At 53.5% G+C, this 18,157-nt stretch carries 17 protein-coding genes; 13 read left to right on the top strand and 4 right to left on the bottom strand.

The window, feature by feature from the left end:
- Positions 1 to 218: 218 nt before the first annotated feature.
- Genes bioB through GOC95_RS06120 form a run of 6 tightly spaced genes read left to right on the top strand, consistent with a single transcriptional unit; the run spans position 219 to position 5,760 of the window.
- Positions 219 to 1,211, top strand: a complete 993-nt coding sequence (gene bioB / locus GOC95_RS06145) for a biotin synthase BioB (protein ID WP_275356401.1) — start codon at positions 219 to 221, stop codon at positions 1,209 to 1,211.
- Positions 1,212 to 2,396 (top strand): 8-amino-7-oxononanoate synthase, encoded by a 1,185-nt coding sequence (gene bioF / locus GOC95_RS06140; RefSeq protein ID WP_275356317.1) that lies wholly within the window; start codon positions 1,212 to 1,214, stop codon positions 2,394 to 2,396.
- Positions 2,393 to 3,184, top strand: a complete 792-nt coding sequence (gene bioH, locus GOC95_RS06135) for a pimeloyl-ACP methyl ester esterase BioH (RefSeq protein ID WP_275356316.1) — start codon at positions 2,393 to 2,395, stop codon at positions 3,182 to 3,184. Before bioF ends, bioH begins: the two co-directional genes overlap by 4 nt.
- On the top strand, positions 3,185 to 4,063 hold the full coding sequence (gene bioC, locus GOC95_RS06130) for a malonyl-ACP O-methyltransferase BioC (protein WP_275356315.1): 879 nt from the start codon (positions 3,185 to 3,187) through the stop codon (positions 4,061 to 4,063).
- Positions 4,063 to 4,707: a dethiobiotin synthase gene (gene bioD, locus GOC95_RS06125; RefSeq protein ID WP_194749100.1), complete on the top strand. Its 645-nt coding sequence runs from the start codon at positions 4,063 to 4,065 to the stop codon at positions 4,705 to 4,707. The genes bioC and bioD overlap by 1 nt, the downstream gene beginning before the upstream one ends.
- Complete coding sequence (locus GOC95_RS06120) at positions 4,708 to 5,760, top strand: rhomboid family intramembrane serine protease (RefSeq protein WP_275356314.1); 1,053 nt, start codon at positions 4,708 to 4,710, stop codon at positions 5,758 to 5,760.
- 4 nt (positions 5,761 to 5,764) lie between these two features.
- On the opposite strand, the gene GOC95_RS06115 is transcribed toward GOC95_RS06120, so the two are convergent.
- On the bottom strand, positions 5,765 to 6,895 hold the full coding sequence (locus tag GOC95_RS06115; RefSeq protein WP_275356313.1) for a glycosyltransferase family 4 protein: 1,131 nt from the start codon (positions 6,893 to 6,895) through the stop codon (positions 5,765 to 5,767).
- A 30-nt stretch (positions 6,896 to 6,925) separates the two neighbouring features.
- Here GOC95_RS06115 and waaC point away from each other — a divergent pair, with 30 nt between their 5' ends.
- Positions 6,926 to 7,876, top strand: a complete 951-nt coding sequence (gene waaC / locus GOC95_RS06110; protein WP_228518833.1) for a lipopolysaccharide heptosyltransferase I — start codon at positions 6,926 to 6,928, stop codon at positions 7,874 to 7,876.
- Between the two features lie 39 nt (positions 7,877 to 7,915).
- Here waaC and GOC95_RS06105 read toward each other — a convergent pair whose 3' ends face one another.
- Positions 7,916 to 8,422 carry a type II secretion system protein gene (locus GOC95_RS06105; RefSeq protein ID WP_194748661.1) on the bottom strand — a complete coding sequence of 169 codons (507 nt, stop codon included), beginning with the start codon at positions 8,420 to 8,422 and terminating at the stop codon, positions 7,916 to 7,918.
- Positions 8,423 to 8,672: 250 nt separating this feature from the next.
- Between GOC95_RS06105 and grpE the strand changes: the two genes are divergently transcribed.
- The 4 genes from grpE to GOC95_RS06085 all read left to right on the top strand — a co-directional run bounded on the left by grpE (position 8,673) and on the right by GOC95_RS06085 (position 13,742).
- A complete protein-coding gene (gene grpE / locus GOC95_RS06100; RefSeq protein ID WP_275356311.1) occupies positions 8,673 to 9,209 on the top strand; it encodes a nucleotide exchange factor GrpE in 537 nt (178 codons plus the stop codon).
- Between the two features lie 100 nt (positions 9,210 to 9,309).
- Positions 9,310 to 11,226, top strand: coding sequence for a molecular chaperone DnaK (gene dnaK, locus GOC95_RS06095; protein ID WP_194748659.1), 1,917 nt, complete (start codon positions 9,310 to 9,312; stop codon positions 11,224 to 11,226).
- Between the two features lie 94 nt (positions 11,227 to 11,320).
- Positions 11,321 to 12,451 (top strand): molecular chaperone DnaJ, encoded by a 1,131-nt coding sequence (gene dnaJ / locus GOC95_RS06090; RefSeq protein ID WP_194748658.1) that lies wholly within the window; start codon positions 11,321 to 11,323, stop codon positions 12,449 to 12,451.
- A gap of 496 nt (positions 12,452 to 12,947) precedes the next feature.
- On the top strand, positions 12,948 to 13,742 hold the full coding sequence (locus tag GOC95_RS06085; protein ID WP_275356310.1) for a ParA family protein: 795 nt from the start codon (positions 12,948 to 12,950) through the stop codon (positions 13,740 to 13,742).
- Positions 13,743 to 13,748: 6 nt separating this feature from the next.
- Here the strand turns inward: GOC95_RS06085 and corA are convergent, their stop codons facing one another.
- Positions 13,749 to 14,837 (bottom strand): magnesium/cobalt transporter CorA, encoded by a 1,089-nt coding sequence (corA, locus tag GOC95_RS06080; protein WP_194749098.1) that lies wholly within the window; start codon positions 14,835 to 14,837, stop codon positions 13,749 to 13,751.
- A gap of 119 nt (positions 14,838 to 14,956) precedes the next feature.
- Between corA and aroC the strand changes: the two genes are divergently transcribed.
- Together aroC and GOC95_RS06070 are read left to right on the top strand one after the other, a co-directional pair.
- Positions 14,957 to 16,048, top strand: a complete 1,092-nt coding sequence (aroC, locus tag GOC95_RS06075) for a chorismate synthase (protein ID WP_275356308.1) — start codon at positions 14,957 to 14,959, stop codon at positions 16,046 to 16,048.
- Positions 16,049 to 16,103: 55 nt separating this feature from the next.
- Positions 16,104 to 17,276, top strand: coding sequence for an MFS transporter (locus GOC95_RS06070; RefSeq protein ID WP_194748655.1), 1,173 nt, complete (start codon positions 16,104 to 16,106; stop codon positions 17,274 to 17,276).
- Positions 17,277 to 17,336: 60 nt separating this feature from the next.
- Here the strand turns inward: GOC95_RS06070 and folE2 are convergent, their stop codons facing one another.
- Positions 17,337 to 18,143 carry a GTP cyclohydrolase FolE2 gene (gene folE2, locus GOC95_RS06065; RefSeq protein WP_275356307.1) on the bottom strand — a complete coding sequence of 269 codons (807 nt, stop codon included), beginning with the start codon at positions 18,141 to 18,143 and terminating at the stop codon, positions 17,337 to 17,339.
- Positions 18,144 to 18,157 lie beyond the last annotated feature (14 nt).

The following is an 18,157-nucleotide window of genomic DNA, read 5'->3' as shown; positions in this document are numbered from 1 at the left end:
GAGCGCCTGGGGCTTGATGGCACAGCGGGCAGGGCAGCGTCGTTGTCAGCCACTGCGACAACCAGTGAGTGGAGTTGATTTGTTTAAATTTTAAGCTGTTGTAAAATTTTTTCACGTATGATTTTAAACAACATATAATTCGGCCGGATTATTCATCTATTTTTTAATGCGTGGGACTTATGGAACAACACACCTCTGCTACTGCTTGTGGCACCGAAATGCAAACCTCCGTCATTAATCTGGATGGCTTGAAGCCTGCGGCTTCCTGTCATCCAACGGTTGAGCGCTGGCGCGTTGCAGATATCATGGCACTGTTTGAATTGCCGTTCAATGATTTGCTGCACAGAGCGCACACTGTGCATAGGGAGCATTTTGATCCAAACGCCGTGCAGGTCAGCACACTGCTGTCGATTAAAACGGGCGGCTGTTCCGAAGACTGCGGCTATTGCCCGCAAGCTGCGCGTTATCATACCGAGGTTGAAAACGAGCCCTTGATGCAGTTGGACGAGGTGCTGGCCGCAGCCAAAGCAGCCAAAGAAAGCGGTGCCAGCCGTTTCTGTATGGGAGCTGCCTGGCGCGGACCCAAACAGCGCGACCTGGAGCCTGTGCTCAAAATGATCTCTGAAGTGAAGGCGATGGGGCTGCAAACCTGTGCCACGCTGGGCATGCTTAAGGATGGGCAAGCCGAGCAACTGAAAGAGGCTGGGCTGGATTATTACAACCATAACCTGGATACCGCGCCCGAGTTCTATGGCGATGTGATTACCACGCGGACGTATCAGGACCGTCTGGACACCCTGGACCGCGTGCGCAGCATGAATATCAATGTGTGCAGCGGCGGCATTATTGGCATGGGTGAAACCCGTGCGCAGCGCGCGGGCCTGATTGCGCAGTTGGCCAATATGGAGCAACCGCCGGAAAGCGTGCCCATCAACTTGTTAACCCAAGTGGAAGGCACGCCTTTGCATGGCACCGACCCATTGGATCCGCTGGAGTTTGTGCGTACGATTGCCATCGCCCGCATCACCATGCCGACCAGCTTTGTCCGCTTGTCTGCTGGCCGCCAGAGCATGGGCGAAGCCGTGCAGACCTTGTGCTTCCATGCCGGGGCCAACAGTATTTTTTACGGTGAAAAATTACTGACGACTGGTAACCCTGAGGTTGAGTCTGACAATGCCCTGTTTGCCAAATTAGGCTTGAAGAAAATCTAAATGAGCGATCTGCTGGAGTCTTTACGGGCCGATCTGGAAAAACGGCAAACACTGGGCCTGATGCGTCAACGCCGCTTGCTGGATTCACCACAGGCCGAGCATATCACCGCCAATGGCCAGCCATTTTTGTCGTTTTGCAGCAATGATTATCTGGGCCTGGCCAACGATGCTGCGCTGGTGGCCGCTTTGCAACAAGCCGCTGCGGAAGCGGGCGTGGGCAGTGGCGCCTCCAATCTGATTACCGGTCATCACCGCTATCATGATCAGTTAGAGCAGGCGCTGGCGGCTTTTGTCGGGCAACCGGCAGCCTTGCTGTTTTCCACCGGATACATGGCGAATATTGGCGTCGTCAGTGCCTTGATGGGGCGTGAAGATGCCGTGTTCTCGGACAAGCTGAATCATGCCTGTCTGAATGATGGCGCATTTTTGTCACGTGCCACACATCATCGCTTTCCGCACAATGACGTGGCCGCCTTGGAAAAATTATTGCAAGCCAGCACGGCCCGTCACAAACTGGTTACCGCTGATGCGGTGTTCAGTATGGATGGCGATATTGCACCGCTGGCTGAGTATCTTGCGCTCTGCGAACGCTATGATGCCTATTTGTATGTGGATGATGCGCACGGTTTTGGTGTGCTCGGTCCGCAAGGGCGTGGCTCGCTCAAGCATCTGGGGCTGCAGTCACCACGCCTGATCATGATGGGCACCCTTGGCAAAGCCGCGGGTGTGGCGGGTGCTTTTGTAGCAGGCCAACAAATTGTGATTGATTACCTGATTCAGCACGCCAACAGTTATATCTACACCACGCCTGCGCCACCACCGCTGTCCGCCGCCTTGCTGGCTTCAGTGAAAGAGATAGAGCAGGGTGATGCGCGCAGAAAGCAATTGTTTGACATGATTGCGCTGCTCAAGAGTGAGCTCTCACTCACCCGTTGGCACTTGCTGCCGTCAGAAACCGCTATCCAGCCACTGGTGGTGGGCGATAACCATGAGGCGCTGGCATTGAGCCAGTATTTGCAGGCGCGTGGCATTCTGGTGCCGGCAATCCGGCCCCCCACCGTGCCGGTTAATACTTCCCGCCTGCGGATTTCCCTGTCGGCTGCCCATCGTGAGTCCGACGTCAGGGCGCTGATTCAAGCCTTGCACGATGCCGAGCGTGAGTTAGCTATCGGGGCGGTGGCATGAGTTGTTTTATCGAAATCATGGGGCAAGGCAAACCGCTGGTAATGCTCCATGGTTGGGGCATGAACAGTGCGGTATGGGAAAGGGTCACCAAGCGGCTGTCCACCCATTTTCGACTGTTTCTGGTGGATTTGCCCGGCATGGGCCAGAGCCGTCCGGTTTATCCTTATCACTTGCATAGCCTGGCCGAAGCGGTCGCTGAGGAAATCCCCGGCGTGTCCACCATTTTAGGCTGGTCGCTGGGCGGCCTGGTTGCGCAGCAAATTGCCCTCAATCAACCGGACCGGGTAGAGAAGCTGATTCTGGTGGGGACCAACCCCTGTTTTGTGAGCAAGCCAGACTGGCCACATGGCATTGCAGCCCGCCATTTTGAGCAGTTCAACGAGCGGTTTGCGCAAGACTTTAATGCCACCTTGCTCAATTTCTTGACCCTGCAATGCATGCATGCCAAAGATGCGCGCAGCACGGTACGCCAATTGCGTATTGCGTTTGGTGCCAAACCCACGCCTACCCAAGATAGCTTGAATCAGGCCCTGGATATCCTGATGCAGACCGATTTGCGCGAAGAGGTCGGGCGCTTGTTCCAGCCCGCGCTGATCATTCACGGGGATAGAGACACGCTGGCGCCGGTCTCGGCAGCGCACTGGCTGGCCATGCATTTGCAGCGTGCACACTTGCGCGTGATCGCCGGGGCGGCACATGCGCCCTTTTTGTCACATGCGGAAGCGTTTTGCGAAGCGGTGGAAGCCTTTATGGCGGATGAGCCCGCTGCGCGCGCCGGGGAGCATTAAATGCAGGATGTTTATCAGATCGACAAGACGCGCATGCGCCAGTCGTTTCACCGTGCGGCCAAACAGTATGATGCCGCCGCCATTTTGCAGCGTCAGGTACGTGAGGAAATGTTGAGCCGTCTGGACGTGGTCAAGCTGGCGCCTGCGGTGATTCTGGATGCAGGTTGCGGCACCGGTCATGGCTTGCATGCCTTGCTCAAACATTTTAAGCAGGCAAGAGGGGTGGCGCTGGATATTGCCGAAGGCATGCTGGCCCGCACGAAAACGCTGTTTCCCTGGTATCGCTTCTGGCAGGCCAAACCACAAATGGTGTGTGCCGACATTGAAGCCATGCCGTTGGCAACCGCCAGTGTTGATATGGTGTGGTCCAACCTGGCCGTGCAGTGGTGTAACGACATGGACACTGTATTGCAAGAATTCAGGCGTGTGCTTAAACCCAACGGGCTGCTCATGTTTGCCACCTTGGGCCCGGATACGCTGAAAGAACTGCGTGCAGCCTCTGGTCAAGGACACACCCATGTCAGCCGTTTTATTGACATGCATGATATCGGCGATGCACTGACGCGGGCTGGCTTTAGCGCGCCGGTGCTGGATGTGATGCATTACACCCTGACCTACGATACGGTGGAATCTGTGATGCGCGACCTCAAAGCGATTGGCGCACATAATGCGACGGCGGGGCGTGCCAAGGGCTTGAGTGGCAGGGGGTTTTTGCAGCAATTGCGCCAGGGCTATGAGGCTTTTCGCCACCAGGGTAAATTGCCCGCCACCTATGAAGTGGTGTTCGTACATGCCTGGACCGGGAGCCAGCCCTACACGGCACCTGGGACCAGTCCGGTGCAATTCATGTCGCGCAAACCCGCCACGCAGGGGGCATGATGCAGCCGCTGCCTTCACGTTTTTTTGTCACTGGCACCGATACCGGTGTCGGTAAAACCACAGTCACCGTTCGCTTGATGCAGCAGTTGATTGCACAAGGCAAGACGGTGATCGGCATGAAGCCAATAGCTTCCGGTTGCGAGTGGCTGGATGGCCGCTGGCAAAATGAAGATGTGCGTTTACTGACTGCAGCCTCCAACGTGACAGCACCTGCTGAACTGATTAATCCCTACCGCTTTACACCGGCTATTGCGCCCCATATCGCCGCTGCGCAAGCCGGCGTGGAAATTCAGCTTGAGGTCATTCAAGCCGCCTATGCACAACTGACCACGCTGGCCGATGTGGTGATTGTGGAAGGCGCAGGGGGCTTGCTGGTGCCTTTAAACCAGACGCAGAGCATGGCCGATTTGATTCAGGCCCTGCAATTGCCTGCGCTGATGGTGGTCGGCATGCGCCTGGGCTGTATCAATCATGCGCTGCTGACGGCAGAGGGGCTCAAGTCGCGGCAGATAGCGTGTTGTGGCTGGGTCGCGAACAGGATTGATCCGCAGATGTCTATGCCAGAAGAAAACCTGCAAACCTTAATCGACAGCTTGCAACAGCCGCCCTTGTTGCAGGTGCCTTTTCAGGAGTCCCTCGCCTAGATGCACGCTTCACCCACCCCTCGCATTGAGCTGCGCGCACCTGTGCCGCCGATGACGCGCACCTTGATTGCGCTCAATGTGCTGGTGTTCGTGCTCATGCTGCTTGGTGGCGCCGGGTTTTGGCACTCGCCCAATACAGTACAGCTGACCTGGGGCGCCAATTTTGCCCCAGCCACGGCCGATGGTCAGTGGTGGCGCTTGGGCAGCGCCATGTTTTTACACTTTGGCGCCGTGCATCTGGGCATGAATATGCTGGCCTTGTGGGATGGCGGCAAGCTGGTCGAACGCATGTTCGGCTCTGCACGCTTTCTCTTGATTTACCTGGTCAGCGGCATAGGCGGTAATCTGTTGTCGCTGGTGGTTCAGGGCAATCAGGCAGTGTCAGGTGGGGCCTCTGGGGCGATTTTTGGCATCTATGGCGCGTTGCTGGTCTATCTCTGGGTTGCCAGACACCAGATGCAGCAAGTTGAATTTCGCTGGTTGTTCTGGGGAGGCATGCTCTTTTCAGCGTTGACCATAGGCATGGGCTATGTGATCCCCGGCATTGATAACTCTGCGCATATTGGCGGGTTTTTGACCGGCGGTGTGCTGGGCTTGCTCATGTTGCCCGCTTTTTTGCGTGGCTCGCCCGCTATCACTATATCGCAAGCCTTGGCAGGGCTGGCCTGGGCGCTGGTCGTGCTAGGTTTGTTGACGCATTTGCCGGCACCCAAATATCGCTGGCGGCAAGAGGTGGCGATTCAAAAGCAATTGCAAAAACTCAACCAGATTGATCAGCAGGCTCAGCACAAATGGCAGCAGATCATGCTTGAAGGGCGTGAGGGCAGTGTCAGTTTTGATGAAATGGCGGCGCAGATTGACGCACAGGTCGCCACGCCTTATGAAGAGAGCTTTGAAAAACTGTCCCGCTTGTCTGAGGACCCCAAGCTGCCTTCTGCGGCCTTGCTTGAGCAGGCCAAAGCCTATGCCTTGAAACGCAGTGAAGCCAGCAAAGCGGCGGCGGACCAGTTGCGGCATCTGCCTTTTAAGGCCGGGCGACCCGCTGCGCCTTAATCGGTTAAAGCGGGCGGCGGCTTGAAGCAGCCTCAATGATGCGGGCTTCAGGCGCTGAGACCTGTTTGGCGGCCAGTTGGGCGACGTATGCGCGGGCCTGTTGGCCCCAGCGTTGTTGCGGCAAGCTGGTGAGCATGGTCTGCAAAGTGCGGTTCATCACGGCCTGATCAAACGGTTCAGGCAATACTTCTCCTGCCCCGGCGGCGGCAACATAGCTCGCATAGCCGCACACACTGGTCACCAATTGCGGCAAACCGGCCGTCATCGCTTCAATGATGACGATGCCTGCCAGCTCTGAGCGCGCGGCGTGTATGAGCACATCGCAGCCTAGCATCAGCGCCGGGATATCCGGACGGCCCCCAGCTTCAATACAACGGTCGGCGACACCACGCTCGGCAGCATAGGCCTGCATATTGCTGCTGGATTCAAACTCTCCGACGGCGATTAGCCAGCAACGTTGCTTGAGTGTCTCTGGCAGGCTGCTCAAGGCGTTGATTGCACGGTCCACGCCTTTGCGCAAAAAAGCCGAGCCGACGGTGAGCAAGATGATGGCGTCTTCTGGTAACGCAAATGCCTGGCGCACGTAGGCGCGGTGATCCCGGGCGGGTAAGTCAGCAAATCGCTGCAGCGGGATATTGGGCGGGATCAGGTGAAAGCGCGCCTGATCGGTACCATACCAACGCTGAAAAATCGCCTGGTCATGCTGGTTAAGCAGCAAAATTTGTGTGCCTGCCTGGGGGCTAAACACGGCTTGCTCCATGGCAGAAAAAAAACGGTAACGACCAGACAGTTTTTTATACCAGGGTTCGCGTGACATGCGTTCGGCATAGCAGGGATCGGCGGCGAAATAGACATCCAGCCCCGGCATGCGGTTAAAGCCGACAATACGGTCAAACTGGCCTTGCGCAATCCCTTGCTGCATCTGGCGGATCAGCGAGGTGTGTCGGTGATGATTGAGCCAACCTCGGGCCTTGAGCAAGCGGATGTGTATGCCTGATGGTTGTTCGCCACGCCATTCGCCGGTAAAAATGGTGACTTCGTGTCCCAATGCCACACAGTCGCGGGCAATACGCAGCATGTCACGCTGCACACCGCCGTAGGGAAAGTATTTGAATATGAGAAACGCAAACTTCATGCGCTGGCATTGTATGCGAAAATAGCGGCCATGAAACGCATCTTGATCGTCAAAACCACCTCTATGGGGGATGTTATCCACGCTTTGCCGGTGGTGGAAGATCTCTTGCAGCATCATCCCGATGCGCAGATTGACTGGCTGGTAGAAGAAAGTTTTGCCGATATTCCAAGATTGCACCCGCAGGTAAAGCAGGTGTTTACCGTCGCGGTGCGCCGCTGGCGCAAGCAGTGGTGGCGTTGGCAGACCTGGCGTGAAATTTCGGCAGTCAAACAGGCCGTCGCGGCGCAACCGTATGATGCCGTGCTGGATTTGCAAGGCCTGCTCAAAAGTGCGGTGATGGCCACCTGGGCGCGTGGTCCGCGCCACGGCTATGATCGGCATTCCATTCGTGAGCCCCTGGCCAGCCGCTTTTATCAGCACACCTATGCGATTCCCTACCGGCAGCATGCCGTGATTCGGATGCGCACCCTGGCGGCCAGCGCACTTCATTATGCGATGCCATTGGAAAAGCCCAATTACGGACTGTCTGCGCAATGTCCAGATGCCAATAGCATGGCATTTCTCGCTCTCCATGCTACCAGCCGCGATAGCAAACTATGGCCAGAAACTCATTGGGTTGCCTTGGGGCAGTATTATGCGCGGCAAGGATTGCAAATGTGGCTGCCTTGGGGCAATGACATGGAGCATCAACGTGCATTACGCATTGCAGGGCAAGTGCCAGATGCGCTGGTACTGCCCCAAATGGATCTGCAAACACTCGCTCGTCGCATGGTTCATGTGCGGTTCGCTGTTGGTGTTGATACCGGGCTTTCTCACCTGGCCGCGGCATTAAATGTGCCTGTTGTGGCCCTGTATACGGATACTGAGCCAGCTTACACGGGAGTGGCAGCAGGGCGAGTTTCACCTGCGATGAATCTCGGTGGGGCTGGGTTAATGCCGTTAGTGAACGATGTGATAGCCATGCTGGCTCCAATTGCGTGATTCGTGCCGGACGCATTATCAACACCGATGGCCGGGCTATCAACAGCCGCTGGTGACTAAGCTGACGGACATCAATGGTGGCTGGCCATCTGGGCTCAATTGATAAATCACTTTGCAATTTTGTGGGTCTGTTGCACCATCTTTGGTATATACAGTCTGGAAAGAACCGCCTTGATGCTGTGTGTAACTGAAGCCCGTGATATCCATTAAATCTCTAAGACTACCGACACCATCGTCTACAAAAAAACGACCCCATCCCGTCGGATATCCATAATGAAAATAAATCGTCTTGCCTTCTATCACCGTGGTCGGAAATTGCCCACCATCTGCGTTCATATTGCATTCAGGATCCAAAAAACACATGCTTCTACCCATTGTAGCCGCCTGTATAATTGTGCCCTTAAAAGCATATAAAGTCGAAATTCGGGCACTGCTTGCAACATTCGCAAAGCGTGGAAGCGCAGATGCAGCAAGAATACCCAAAATGGCAATGGTGCAAACAAGCTCGACCAGAGTAAATCCTCGATGTTTAAATATCGATGACATGGTGGCAGCATCTCATATCAAATACACGTTTGATTCTATCTTGGAAGCCGCCAAACAATCAGCCAAGAAGATGCAAGATATATTGCTACTTCTTTGCTTGAGTCTGATCTCGATTTTTCTTTTGGGCAAGGATGACGTTTCAAGCACATCAACCCAAGATAGCGCCCTAAATTTTATCTGATGGCCCTTGAAATCTCTGCGACTGCTCCCCATTTGCAAAAAATACCGTAATAAATCTTAGGGGAGCAATATGCAAGAAGAAAATAACGCATCAGCGGCTGAGCCAATCAACAGCCAGCCTGATGGCCAAACCACACCAGATCTCACGAACGATACTCAAGATGCCCGCATTGCCGAACTCGAATCAGCGCTGGAAGAAGCCAAGGCGCAGGTGCTGTATGTGAAAGCCGAAGGCGAGAATATTCGTCGCCGCGCTGCTGACGATATTGATAAGGCGCGTAAATTTGCGCTCGAAAAATTCAGTGGTGAGTTGCTGGCAGTGAAGGACAGCCTGGATGCCGCGTTGGCGGTAGAGAACGCCGATGTGGATAGCTACAAAAATGGCGTAGAACTGACTGCAAAACAACTATTGAGCGTATTTGAGAAATTCAATATTGCTGAAATCAACCCGGTGGGTGAGAAGTTTGACCCGAACAAGCATCAAGCCATCAGCATGGTGCCAGCAGAGGGTGAGCCCAATACGGTATTAAGCGTCTTGCAAAAAGGCTACAGCCTGAATGAGCGCGTGTTGCGTCCGGCGCTGGTGACCGTGATTCAGGCAAAATAATCCATATTGTGAACAGGGACTTGAAATCTGTAGAGATGTCCCAATGTTCAGTGCATCAGAGATTGAGATTAACCAAATTTAAAGGATAAGGATAACGACTATGGCAAAGATTATCGGGATTGACTTGGGGACCACCAACTCCTGCGTGGCTGTGATGGAAGGCGGGAAACCCCGTGTGATTGAAAACGCTGAGGGTGCGCGTACCACACCTTCTATCATTGCTTATCAGGAAGATGGCGAGATTCTGGTCGGTGCCCCTGCTAAACGTCAGGCCGTGACCAACCCGAAAAACACCCTGTTTGCGGTGAAGCGTCTGATTGGCCGTCGCTTTGACGAAAAAGAAGTGCAAAAAGACATCGACCTCATGCCTTACACCATTGCCAAAGCCGACAATGGTGACGCTTGGGTCGAAGTACGCGGCAAAAAACAGGCGCCGCCACAAATCTCCGCAGAAGTGCTGCGCAAGATGAAGAAAACTGCTGAAGACTATTTGGGCGAAGAAGTGACCGAGGCCGTGATTACCGTGCCTGCTTACTTTAACGACAGTCAGCGTCAGGCCACCAAAGATGCAGGCCGTATTGCCGGTCTGGAAGTGAAACGGATTATCAACGAGCCAACCGCTGCCGCATTGGCGTTTGGTTTGGACAAACAGGAAGGCGACCGCAAGATCGCGGTGTATGACCTGGGTGGTGGTACGTTCGATATTTCGATTATCGAAATTACTGAGATTGATGGCGAGCACCAGTTTGAAGTGTTGTCCACCAACGGTGACACGTTCCTCGGTGGTGAAGACTTTGATAACCGCATCATCGACTTCTTGGCCGATGAGTTCAAAAAAGAAAACGGTCTGGACCTGCGCAACGACTTGCTGGCTAAACAGCGTCTGAAAGAGGCAGCTGAAAAAGCCAAGATCGAGTTGTCCGGCGCACAACAGACAGAAGTCAACCTGCCGTACATCACGGCAGATGCAACGGGTCCTAAGCACTTGGTGGTGAAAATCACCCGCGCCAAACTGGAATCCCTGGTGGAAGACCTGATCGAGCGCACCATGGCGCCTTGCAAAATGGCATTGAAAGACGCAGGCGTGTCGCCTTCTGACATCTCTGACGTGATTTTGGTTGGTGGTCAGAGCCGTATGCCTAAAGTGCAAGAAAAAGTGAAAGAGATTTTTGGCAAGGAGCCACGTAAAGACGTGAACCCGGATGAAGCCGTGGCGGTAGGTGCTGCGATTCAGGGCGGCGTATTGAAAGGCGATGTCAAAGACGTATTGTTGCTGGATGTGACCCCATTGTCACTGGGTATTGAAACCCTGGGCAGCGTGATGACCAAGCTGATCAAGAAAAACACCACGATTCCGACTAAGGCTTCGCAAGTGTTCTCTACGGCTGAAGACAACCAGAATGCCGTGACCATTCACGTGCTGCAAGGTGAGCGTGAAATGGCCTCAGGTAACAAGAGCTTGGGTCAGTTCAACTTGAGCGATATTCCACCCGCACCGCGTGGCATGCCACAGATTGAAGTGACTTTTGATATCGATGCCAACGGTATTCTGCATGTGTCTGCGAAAGACAAGGCGACTGGCAAAGAAAACAAAATCACCATCAAGGCAAACTCCGGCTTGTCTGAAGAAGAAATTCAGCGCATGGAAGAAGATGCGGCCAAATATGCAGACGAAGACAAGAAACTGCGTGAACTGGTCGATGCCCGTAACCAGGCTGACAGTGTATTGCACAGCGTGAAAAAATCGCTGGGTGAGCATGGCGACAAGATGGAGGCCGATGAAAAAGCCAAGATCGAAGACGCAATCAAGGCGCTGGAAGATGTCGCTAAAGGCGATGACAAAGCCGACATTGAAGCCAAAACCAACGCATTGATGGAAGCTTCGCAAAAACTGGGAGAGAAGGTATACGCTGAGCAACAGGCTCAAGCTAATACCGAGAGCGCACAGCCCCAAGGTGAAAAAACCGTGGAAGGCGATGTGGTCGATGCCGAGTTCGAAGAAGTGAAAAAGGACTAATTCGACACGGCAGGCGAATAGTCGTTAGTCCTCTTGCAGGCTAACGACTTTCGCATTTCTAGACGCTGTTAACTGGACATGAAAAAGGCAAGCAATGGCAGCTGCAAAAAAAGACTATTATGAAGTGCTCGGTGTGAACCGGGACGCCAGCGATGAGGAAATTAAAAAAGCCTTTAAAAAGCTGGCGATGAAGTTTCACCCGGACCGTAACCCGGATAACCCTAAAGCCGAAGAGAGCTTTAAGGAAGCAAAAGAAGCCTATGAAGTGCTCAGCGATGAGCAAAAACGCGCCGCTTACGATCAATATGGTCACGCCGGCGTAGACCCGAGCATGGGCGGCGGCGCTGGCTTTGGCGGCTTCGGTGGCGGTGGATTCAGTGATGCTTTTGGCGATATTTTCGGCGATATTTTTGGCGGTGGACGCAATCAGCGTTCCAACGTCTACCGTGGCGCGGACTTGCGGTATAACCTCGAAATTTCGCTTGAAGAGGCGGCGCGCGGCACCGAAACCAAAATCCGTATTCCGGTGCAAGCCACCTGTGAAACCTGTCATGGCTCTGGTGCACGGCCTGGCACCTCTCCTGTCACTTGTACTACTTGTAACGGGCATGGTCAGGTGCGCATGCAGCAGGGCTTTTTCTCTGTGCAGCAGACCTGTCCCAAGTGTCACGGCACCGGCAAGATGGTGAAAGACCCTTGCCCAACTTGCCATGGCAATGGACGCGTCAAACAGAACAAGACACTGAACGTGAAAATTCCGGCCGGTGTGGATGAAGGCGACCGTATTCGTTTAAGCGGTGAAGGGGAGGCTGGCGTCAACGGGGGGCCAACCGGTGATTTGTATGTGGTGGTCCACCTTAAGGAACATCCGATCTTCCAGCGCGATGGCGCAAACCTGCATTGCGAGATGCCGATCAGCTTCAGTACCGCTGCGCTGGGCGGCGAAATCGAAGTGCCGACCCTGGATGGCGCTGCCAAAATGAAGATTCCGGCAGAAACACAGACCGGCAGCGTGTTCCGTTTGCGTGGCAAGGGCATCAAGCCTTTGCGCTCTAGCGAGCATGGCGATCTCATGGTGCATGTGGTGGTTGAAACACCGGTGCGCCTGACCGAGAAGCAAAAAGAGTTGTTGCGCGAGTTTGAGAACAGCACCCAGGCGGATGCTGGCAAACATAGCCCGAAGAACAAAAGTTGGGTCGATAAAGCACGCGATTTTTTCAGCTAATTCTTGTCTTTGATCAAAGCCGTTAGTCTGGCGAGCCGCCTTCTGTTAGACTAACGGTGATTCCATTTTTGACTGTTTTATTTAAAACAGTTTTTCAAGCGATTCTTGCAAGTTGTTGTTTTTATTAAAGTTACAATTTAATAACAATTGAATTTTCAGTTTTACAATTCAGTTACAGCTTGGTCAAATTACTGCAATAACTCCTCCCTATACTGAACACATCTTTAAACGAAACACAAAATGTTTTGTTTGATGGCTAGGTTTAGTTGATTTTCAACGACTAGCATTGATTTCCTCCTGATCCAAACCCCCTTTTAACCCGCTTTTGCGGGTTTCTTTTTTTGTACTGTTTGCTTTGTGCGCCCGGCTTTGTTGCTTGCACAGGCGGTGCGGGGTGGTCTCTACTGGCAACATCGTTTATGATAGTGCGCATCTAGGTCTGAAATATCCAGGTCTGAAATGATTTCCTCAAGCGCGACTTTGCATTCATACCCTCATGTTAAAAATTGCCATTCTTAATCAGAAAGCCGGAGTTGGGGCGACGACGACTGCGCTAAATCTGGCCGCCGCCTACCAGCGCAAACAACGTCCAGCGTTGTTGCTGGATATGGATCCGCAGGCAAGATTGACGGAGATCTATAAGCACACAGGGTTGAATGTTCAGTCCAGCCTGCTCGATTTTTATGAGCGTGGCACCGCTGTCGCCAATCTGGTTCAACCGTTACGTAATGGTTTGCAAGTGATTACGGCCAATCATGCATTGAGCAAGCTCGATTCGCAATTTGGCCGTGGACCGGCGACCCTGGGTAAGTTGAATGCGGGCTTGGACACCCTGGCACAACAGCAGCCGGCGTTAACGGTGGTGATGGATTGCTGCCCTTACATGGGGGTGATTTCATTAAGTGCCGTGTTTGCCAGTGACCTGGTCGTAGTCCCTGTGACCACGGATTATTTATCGATTCATTCTGCGGTCAGGATGGACAAGGCGCTCAATGCCTTGCAGCCCGTGCTCAAGCGCAAGATCGCGCGCCGCTACCTGCTCACGCGTGCCGAGTCACGCAAGAGCATGACCACTGAGGTGGAGCAGGAAATGCGCCGCCTGTTTGGTCAGGAGCTGCTCATGACCAAAATTGGTGAGCATGCTGCCTTGAGCGAAAGTCTGCGCATGGGTCAGCATGTGTTTGAGTATGACGCACAAAGTGCCGCCGCCCATGACTATCTGGCGCTTTACTTCGAGCTACAGGATGTGTTCAGGCAATTGAACCGGCAACCGATGGCGACGCTTGCCTGAGCGCCACTAAGCTTCACGGCGGCTGCTTAACCACTGCCGCCGCCAGAAAACTAGCAGCATGGCCAAGGCAATGCCCAGCATCATCAACATCGCCCACCAAAAGCCGTTTGGCTCCTTGAGCCATGGCATTTCATTGAAGTTCATGCCAAAAATCCCCGCAATCAGTGTCGCTGGCATAAACAGCATGGCGACCACGGTCAATGCCCGTACTTCCAGGTTGACGCGCTGACTCAGGCTGGTCATGTAAATATCCATGAGTCCACTCAAGGTGTCACGGATCGCTTCCAGCGACTCGGTGAAATGCACGGTGTGATCATACAGGTCGCGCAGGTAAGGTACAGTTTGCGGACTAAAGAATCCGTGTTCATTGCGGATCAGGCTATTGAGCACTTCTCGCAAGGGCCATACTGCCCGTCTGAGCTGGATGGACACATGTTTGAGGCGGTGGATATTCTGCAGGTCTTCCGGCGTGGGCTGGTTAAGCAAATGGGCTTCGAGTTGTTCGGCATCCTCATTGATGGCCTCCAGCACCTGAAAGTAACGTTCCATCAGGCTATCTAGCAGGGTATAGCACAAGTAGTCCGGGCCACTTTGACGCAGCAAGGCCTGGCCCTGGCGCAAGCGCTCGCGCACGGGCTCAAAACTGCCAGAGGGCCTTTCCTGAAAAGTCAGCAGCCACTCACGACCCAAGGCCATGCTGATTTGCTCGGAGCTCACACTCATGCTTTCAGCATCATAGTAAAACAGGCGCGTTTCCAGAAACAGGTAGTCGGGGTAGGTATCCAGTTTGGGACGCTGTTCGGTGTTTAAAATATCGTCCAGTACCAACGGATGCAGCTTGAAACGACGGGCGACGGCTTGTAACAGGGGAATATCCAGTACGCCGTGCACATTAATCCAGGCCACATGCCCGCCAGGCGCTTGCCAATCAGTGATCTCCTGCATGGTCAGTTGCTGCGCGACTAGCGCTTGCGCGTTGTAGCAAATTTTATGAATGCAGGCGGCGGTTGACTCTGTTTGCGCGGTCGTGTCGGTGCCGGTTTGCGGCTTGCCTAACAGTCGATGTTTGCGGTGCGGGTGCTTGCGTTTAGCCATCATGGTCCCAGATCAATAAGCCGTTTCAGCATAAGCGTTCAAGGCCCGGAAATCAACCCGTGGGCGGGGTCGCAGGCAGTCTATGATAAAATAAACAAAATTATTCAGTGAGAGTTCACATGTCTGGCAATACCATCGGCACCCTGTTTACCCTGACCTCATTCGGCGAATCGCATGGTCCGGCCATTGGCGGGATTGTGGATGGCTGTCCACCAGGGCTGGAGTTGAGCGCGGCCGATTTGCAAGTCGATCTTGATCGCCGCAAACCAGGGACTTCACGCCACGTCACACAACGGGCTGAAGCCGATGAGGTTGAGATTTTGTCTGGCGTGTTTGAAGGCAAAACGACTGGTACACCGATTGGTTTGCTGATTCGCAATACCGATCAGCGCTCGCAGGATTACAGCAAAATCATGGACACTTTCCGTCCTGGGCATGCGGATTATACCTATGCCCAGAAATATGGCATTCGCGATTACCGTGGCGGTGGCCGTTCCAGTGCGCGTGAAACTGCAGTGCGCGTTGCCGCCGGTGCGATTGCCAAAAAATGGCTCAAGCAACAATACGGCGTAGAAATCCGCGGCTATTTGAGCCAACTCGGTGAAATCAAGGTGCCGTTTGTGGGCTGGGAAGCGCTGGCACATGAGGGCAATGCTTTCTTTGCCCCCAATGTCGAGATGTTGCCGCAACTTGAAGCTTATATGGACCAGATCCGTAGCGAACGCGATTCTGTCGGTGCTCAGATTACTGTGGTGGCCGAACGCGTGCCGGTTGGTCTGGGCGAACCGATTTTCGACCGTCTGGATGCCGATATTGCGCATGCGATGATGGGCATTAATGCCGTTAAAGGCGTGGAAATCGGTGCGGGGTTTGATTCGATTGCCCAGCGCGGCAGCGAGCATTGTGATGAGTTGACGCCAGAAGGGTTTGCCACCAACCATGCCGGGGGTATTTTGGGCGGCATTTCCAGCGGTCAGGACATTGTGGTCAATGTCGCGTTCAAGCCCACGTCCAGTATCCCGCAAGCGCGTCGTTCAATTAATCAGTCTGGCGAGGCGATCATGATGCAAACCACGGGCCGTCATGACCCTTGTGTCGGCATCCGGGCCACGCCTATCGTTGAGGCGATGCTGGCATTGGTGCTGATGGATCATGCCCTGCGTCATCGCGGCCAGAATGCGGACGTGCATTCAAACACGCCTCGTCTGTAATTTCACCCGCCCATGGCCTGCGCCTGGGCGGTGACCTTTAAAGCGCACAAATGTCATGAGCCACGCCTTACACTTTAATCTGTCGCGCTTTTATTTCATCTACTACTTTTTCGTCGGTGCGTTCGTTCCCTACTGGGGGCTTTATCTGACGGCCGAATCCTTCAGTCCTGCGGATATTGGCATCCTCATGTCGCTGTTTCAGTTGAGCCGGATTGTCGCGCCCAATCTGTGGGGCTGGTTGGCTGACCATACCCGGCAACGTGTACGCTGGATACGCCTGACCGCGTTTCTCGGCTTGCTGGGCTTTGTCGCCATCTTTTGGGCCCATGATTTCAAGACCATGTTTATTGTCATGGTCGCCTTAAGTTTATTTACCAGCTCCACCTTGCCACTGTCGGAGTCGCTGGTACTGGCGCATTTGGCCAGCACCAACGGCCATTACAGCAAAATCCGTTTGTGGGGCTCCTGGGGCTTTATTGTGGCCTCAGTCTTACTCGGTTACCTGACGGACTGGTTTGGCATAGGCAGCCTGCTCTGGTTTATTCTGCTGGTGCAATGCAGCTTGTTTGGCCTTACCTGGTTATTACCTGAGGCGCATGTTCCACCGCATGCGCAGGATGATTTTTCAGTGTGGCAAATTCTGAAGCAGCCTGCCGTGATGTCGCTGCTGATTGGCTGCGCCATGATGGTGACCGCGCATGGGCTCATGTATAACTTTTATTCGATTTATCTGGCCGAGCATGGCTATAGCAAAGGCATGATCGGCTGGTTATGGTCGCTAGGCGTGATTTGCGAAATTGGCATTTTCATGAAAATGCCCTGGATCATGGCACGCTTTAAACTCAAAACCATTTTGCTGGTGAGCCTGCTGATTGGCGTGGTGCGCTTTACCATGATGGGTCTGGTGCCAGATCAACTGTGGTTGTTATTACTGGCACAAACCCTGCATGCGTTTACTTTTGGCAGTTTTCATGCGGCCTCGGTCGAGGTGGTGACGCAATATTTTAATGGCCGTCACCAGGCCAAAGGGCAGGCCATATATAACAGTGTGGCGTACGGGGTAGGTGGCGCGCTGGGTGGCTTACTCGGCGGTTTTGCGTTGCAGTATTTAGGCGGCCAATTGACCTTTACGCTAGCGGCGCTGTTTCCGCTCCTGGGGGCGATCATCGTGGCGGTCGGCCTGCATCTGAATCAACCTTATGCGCGCAATGGCATGTTTAGCCATTAGCGCGCAGCTTCAGCAGGTATAAAAAAACGGCCTGATGGCCGTTTTTATTTGCATGTGCGGTTATGAAAGACGTTTGTCTTTCTCAATTAATGCATAAGCCGAGTGATTGTGGATAGACTCGAAATTTTCAGATTCAACAACGTATTTGATGATGCGTTTTTCATCATTGAGTTGTGCTGCGACGTCACGCACCATGTCTTCGACAAATTTTGGATTGTCATAGGCGCGCTCGGTAACGAATTTTTCATCTGGACGCTTGAGCAGGCCATACAACTGGCAGGAGGCTTGTTCTTCAACCAGGGTTACCAAGTCTTCCAGCCACATAAACTCGCTCAATAATGCAGTGACAGTCACATGTGAGCGCTGATTATGTGCGCCGTAGTCTGAAATTTTCTTGCTGCATGGGCACAGGCTGGTCACTGGTACCATAACCTTGACGGTAATCTCGAATTGGCCGTTTTTGATTTCACCGATAAACGTTACTTCATAATCAAGCAGGCTTTTCACGCCAGATACTGGCGCCGCTTTGTTGATGAAGTAAGGGAAACGCATTTCCACATAGCCTGATTCAGCCTCGAGGCGCTCCACCATTTGACGCAAGATGGTTTCAAATGAATCAATCGAGATGGCACGCTCGTTCATGTTCAATATCTCGACAAAGCGAGACATATGCGTGCCTTTAAAATTGTGCGGCAAGTGCACAAACATATCAAACATCGCTACGGTATGTTGTTCGCCGCCCGTTTTGTCTTTGACAATGACAGGGTGACGGATAGATTTGATGCCGACTTTGTTGATGTCCAGACGACGCACGTCAGGCGTATTTTGTACGTCTTCAATCGTTGTGGGGATCACGGGTTGATTCATTAGGGTTCCATAGC

Source organism: Methylophilus sp. YYY-1, from assembly GCF_029132825.1.
In the GTDB taxonomy this organism is placed as follows: Bacteria; Pseudomonadota; Gammaproteobacteria; order Burkholderiales; family Methylophilaceae; genus Methylophilus; species Methylophilus glucosoxydans.
This window is presented reverse-complemented; position numbering and strand designations above follow the sequence as displayed.

What these genes read in the sequence shown, in the direction of transcription:
- dnaK (WP_194748659.1), top strand. Translation starts at nt 9,310, where the DNA reads ATGGCAAAGATTATCGGGATTGACTTGGGGACCACCAACTCCTGCGTG.
- folE2 (WP_275356307.1), bottom strand. Translation starts at nt 18,143, where the DNA reads ATGAATCAACCCGTGATCCCCACAACGATTGAAGACGTACAAAATACG.
- dnaJ (WP_194748658.1), top strand. Translation starts at nt 11,321, where the DNA reads ATGGCAGCTGCAAAAAAAGACTATTATGAAGTGCTCGGTGTGAACCGG.
- bioB (WP_275356401.1), top strand. Translation starts at nt 219, where the DNA reads ATGCAAACCTCCGTCATTAATCTGGATGGCTTGAAGCCTGCGGCTTCC.
- GOC95_RS06070 (WP_194748655.1), top strand. Translation starts at nt 16,104, where the DNA reads ATGAGCCACGCCTTACACTTTAATCTGTCGCGCTTTTATTTCATCTAC.
- bioD (WP_194749100.1), top strand. Translation starts at nt 4,063, where the DNA reads ATGCAGCCGCTGCCTTCACGTTTTTTTGTCACTGGCACCGATACCGGT.
- GOC95_RS06115 (WP_275356313.1), bottom strand. Translation starts at nt 6,895, where the DNA reads ATGAAGTTTGCGTTTCTCATATTCAAATACTTTCCCTACGGCGGTGTG.
- bioF (WP_275356317.1), top strand. Translation starts at nt 1,212, where the DNA reads ATGAGCGATCTGCTGGAGTCTTTACGGGCCGATCTGGAAAAACGGCAA.
- grpE (WP_275356311.1), top strand. Translation starts at nt 8,673, where the DNA reads ATGCAAGAAGAAAATAACGCATCAGCGGCTGAGCCAATCAACAGCCAG.
- bioH (WP_275356316.1), top strand. Translation starts at nt 2,393, where the DNA reads ATGAGTTGTTTTATCGAAATCATGGGGCAAGGCAAACCGCTGGTAATG.
- waaC (WP_228518833.1), top strand. Translation starts at nt 6,926, where the DNA reads ATGAAACGCATCTTGATCGTCAAAACCACCTCTATGGGGGATGTTATC.
- GOC95_RS06085 (WP_275356310.1), top strand. Translation starts at nt 12,948, where the DNA reads ATGTTAAAAATTGCCATTCTTAATCAGAAAGCCGGAGTTGGGGCGACG.
- corA (WP_194749098.1), bottom strand. Translation starts at nt 14,837, where the DNA reads ATGGCTAAACGCAAGCACCCGCACCGCAAACATCGACTGTTAGGCAAG.
- GOC95_RS06120 (WP_275356314.1), top strand. Translation starts at nt 4,708, where the DNA reads ATGCACGCTTCACCCACCCCTCGCATTGAGCTGCGCGCACCTGTGCCG.
- bioC (WP_275356315.1), top strand. Translation starts at nt 3,185, where the DNA reads ATGCAGGATGTTTATCAGATCGACAAGACGCGCATGCGCCAGTCGTTT.
- GOC95_RS06105 (WP_194748661.1), bottom strand. Translation starts at nt 8,422, where the DNA reads ATGTCATCGATATTTAAACATCGAGGATTTACTCTGGTCGAGCTTGTT.
- aroC (WP_275356308.1), top strand. Translation starts at nt 14,957, where the DNA reads ATGTCTGGCAATACCATCGGCACCCTGTTTACCCTGACCTCATTCGGC.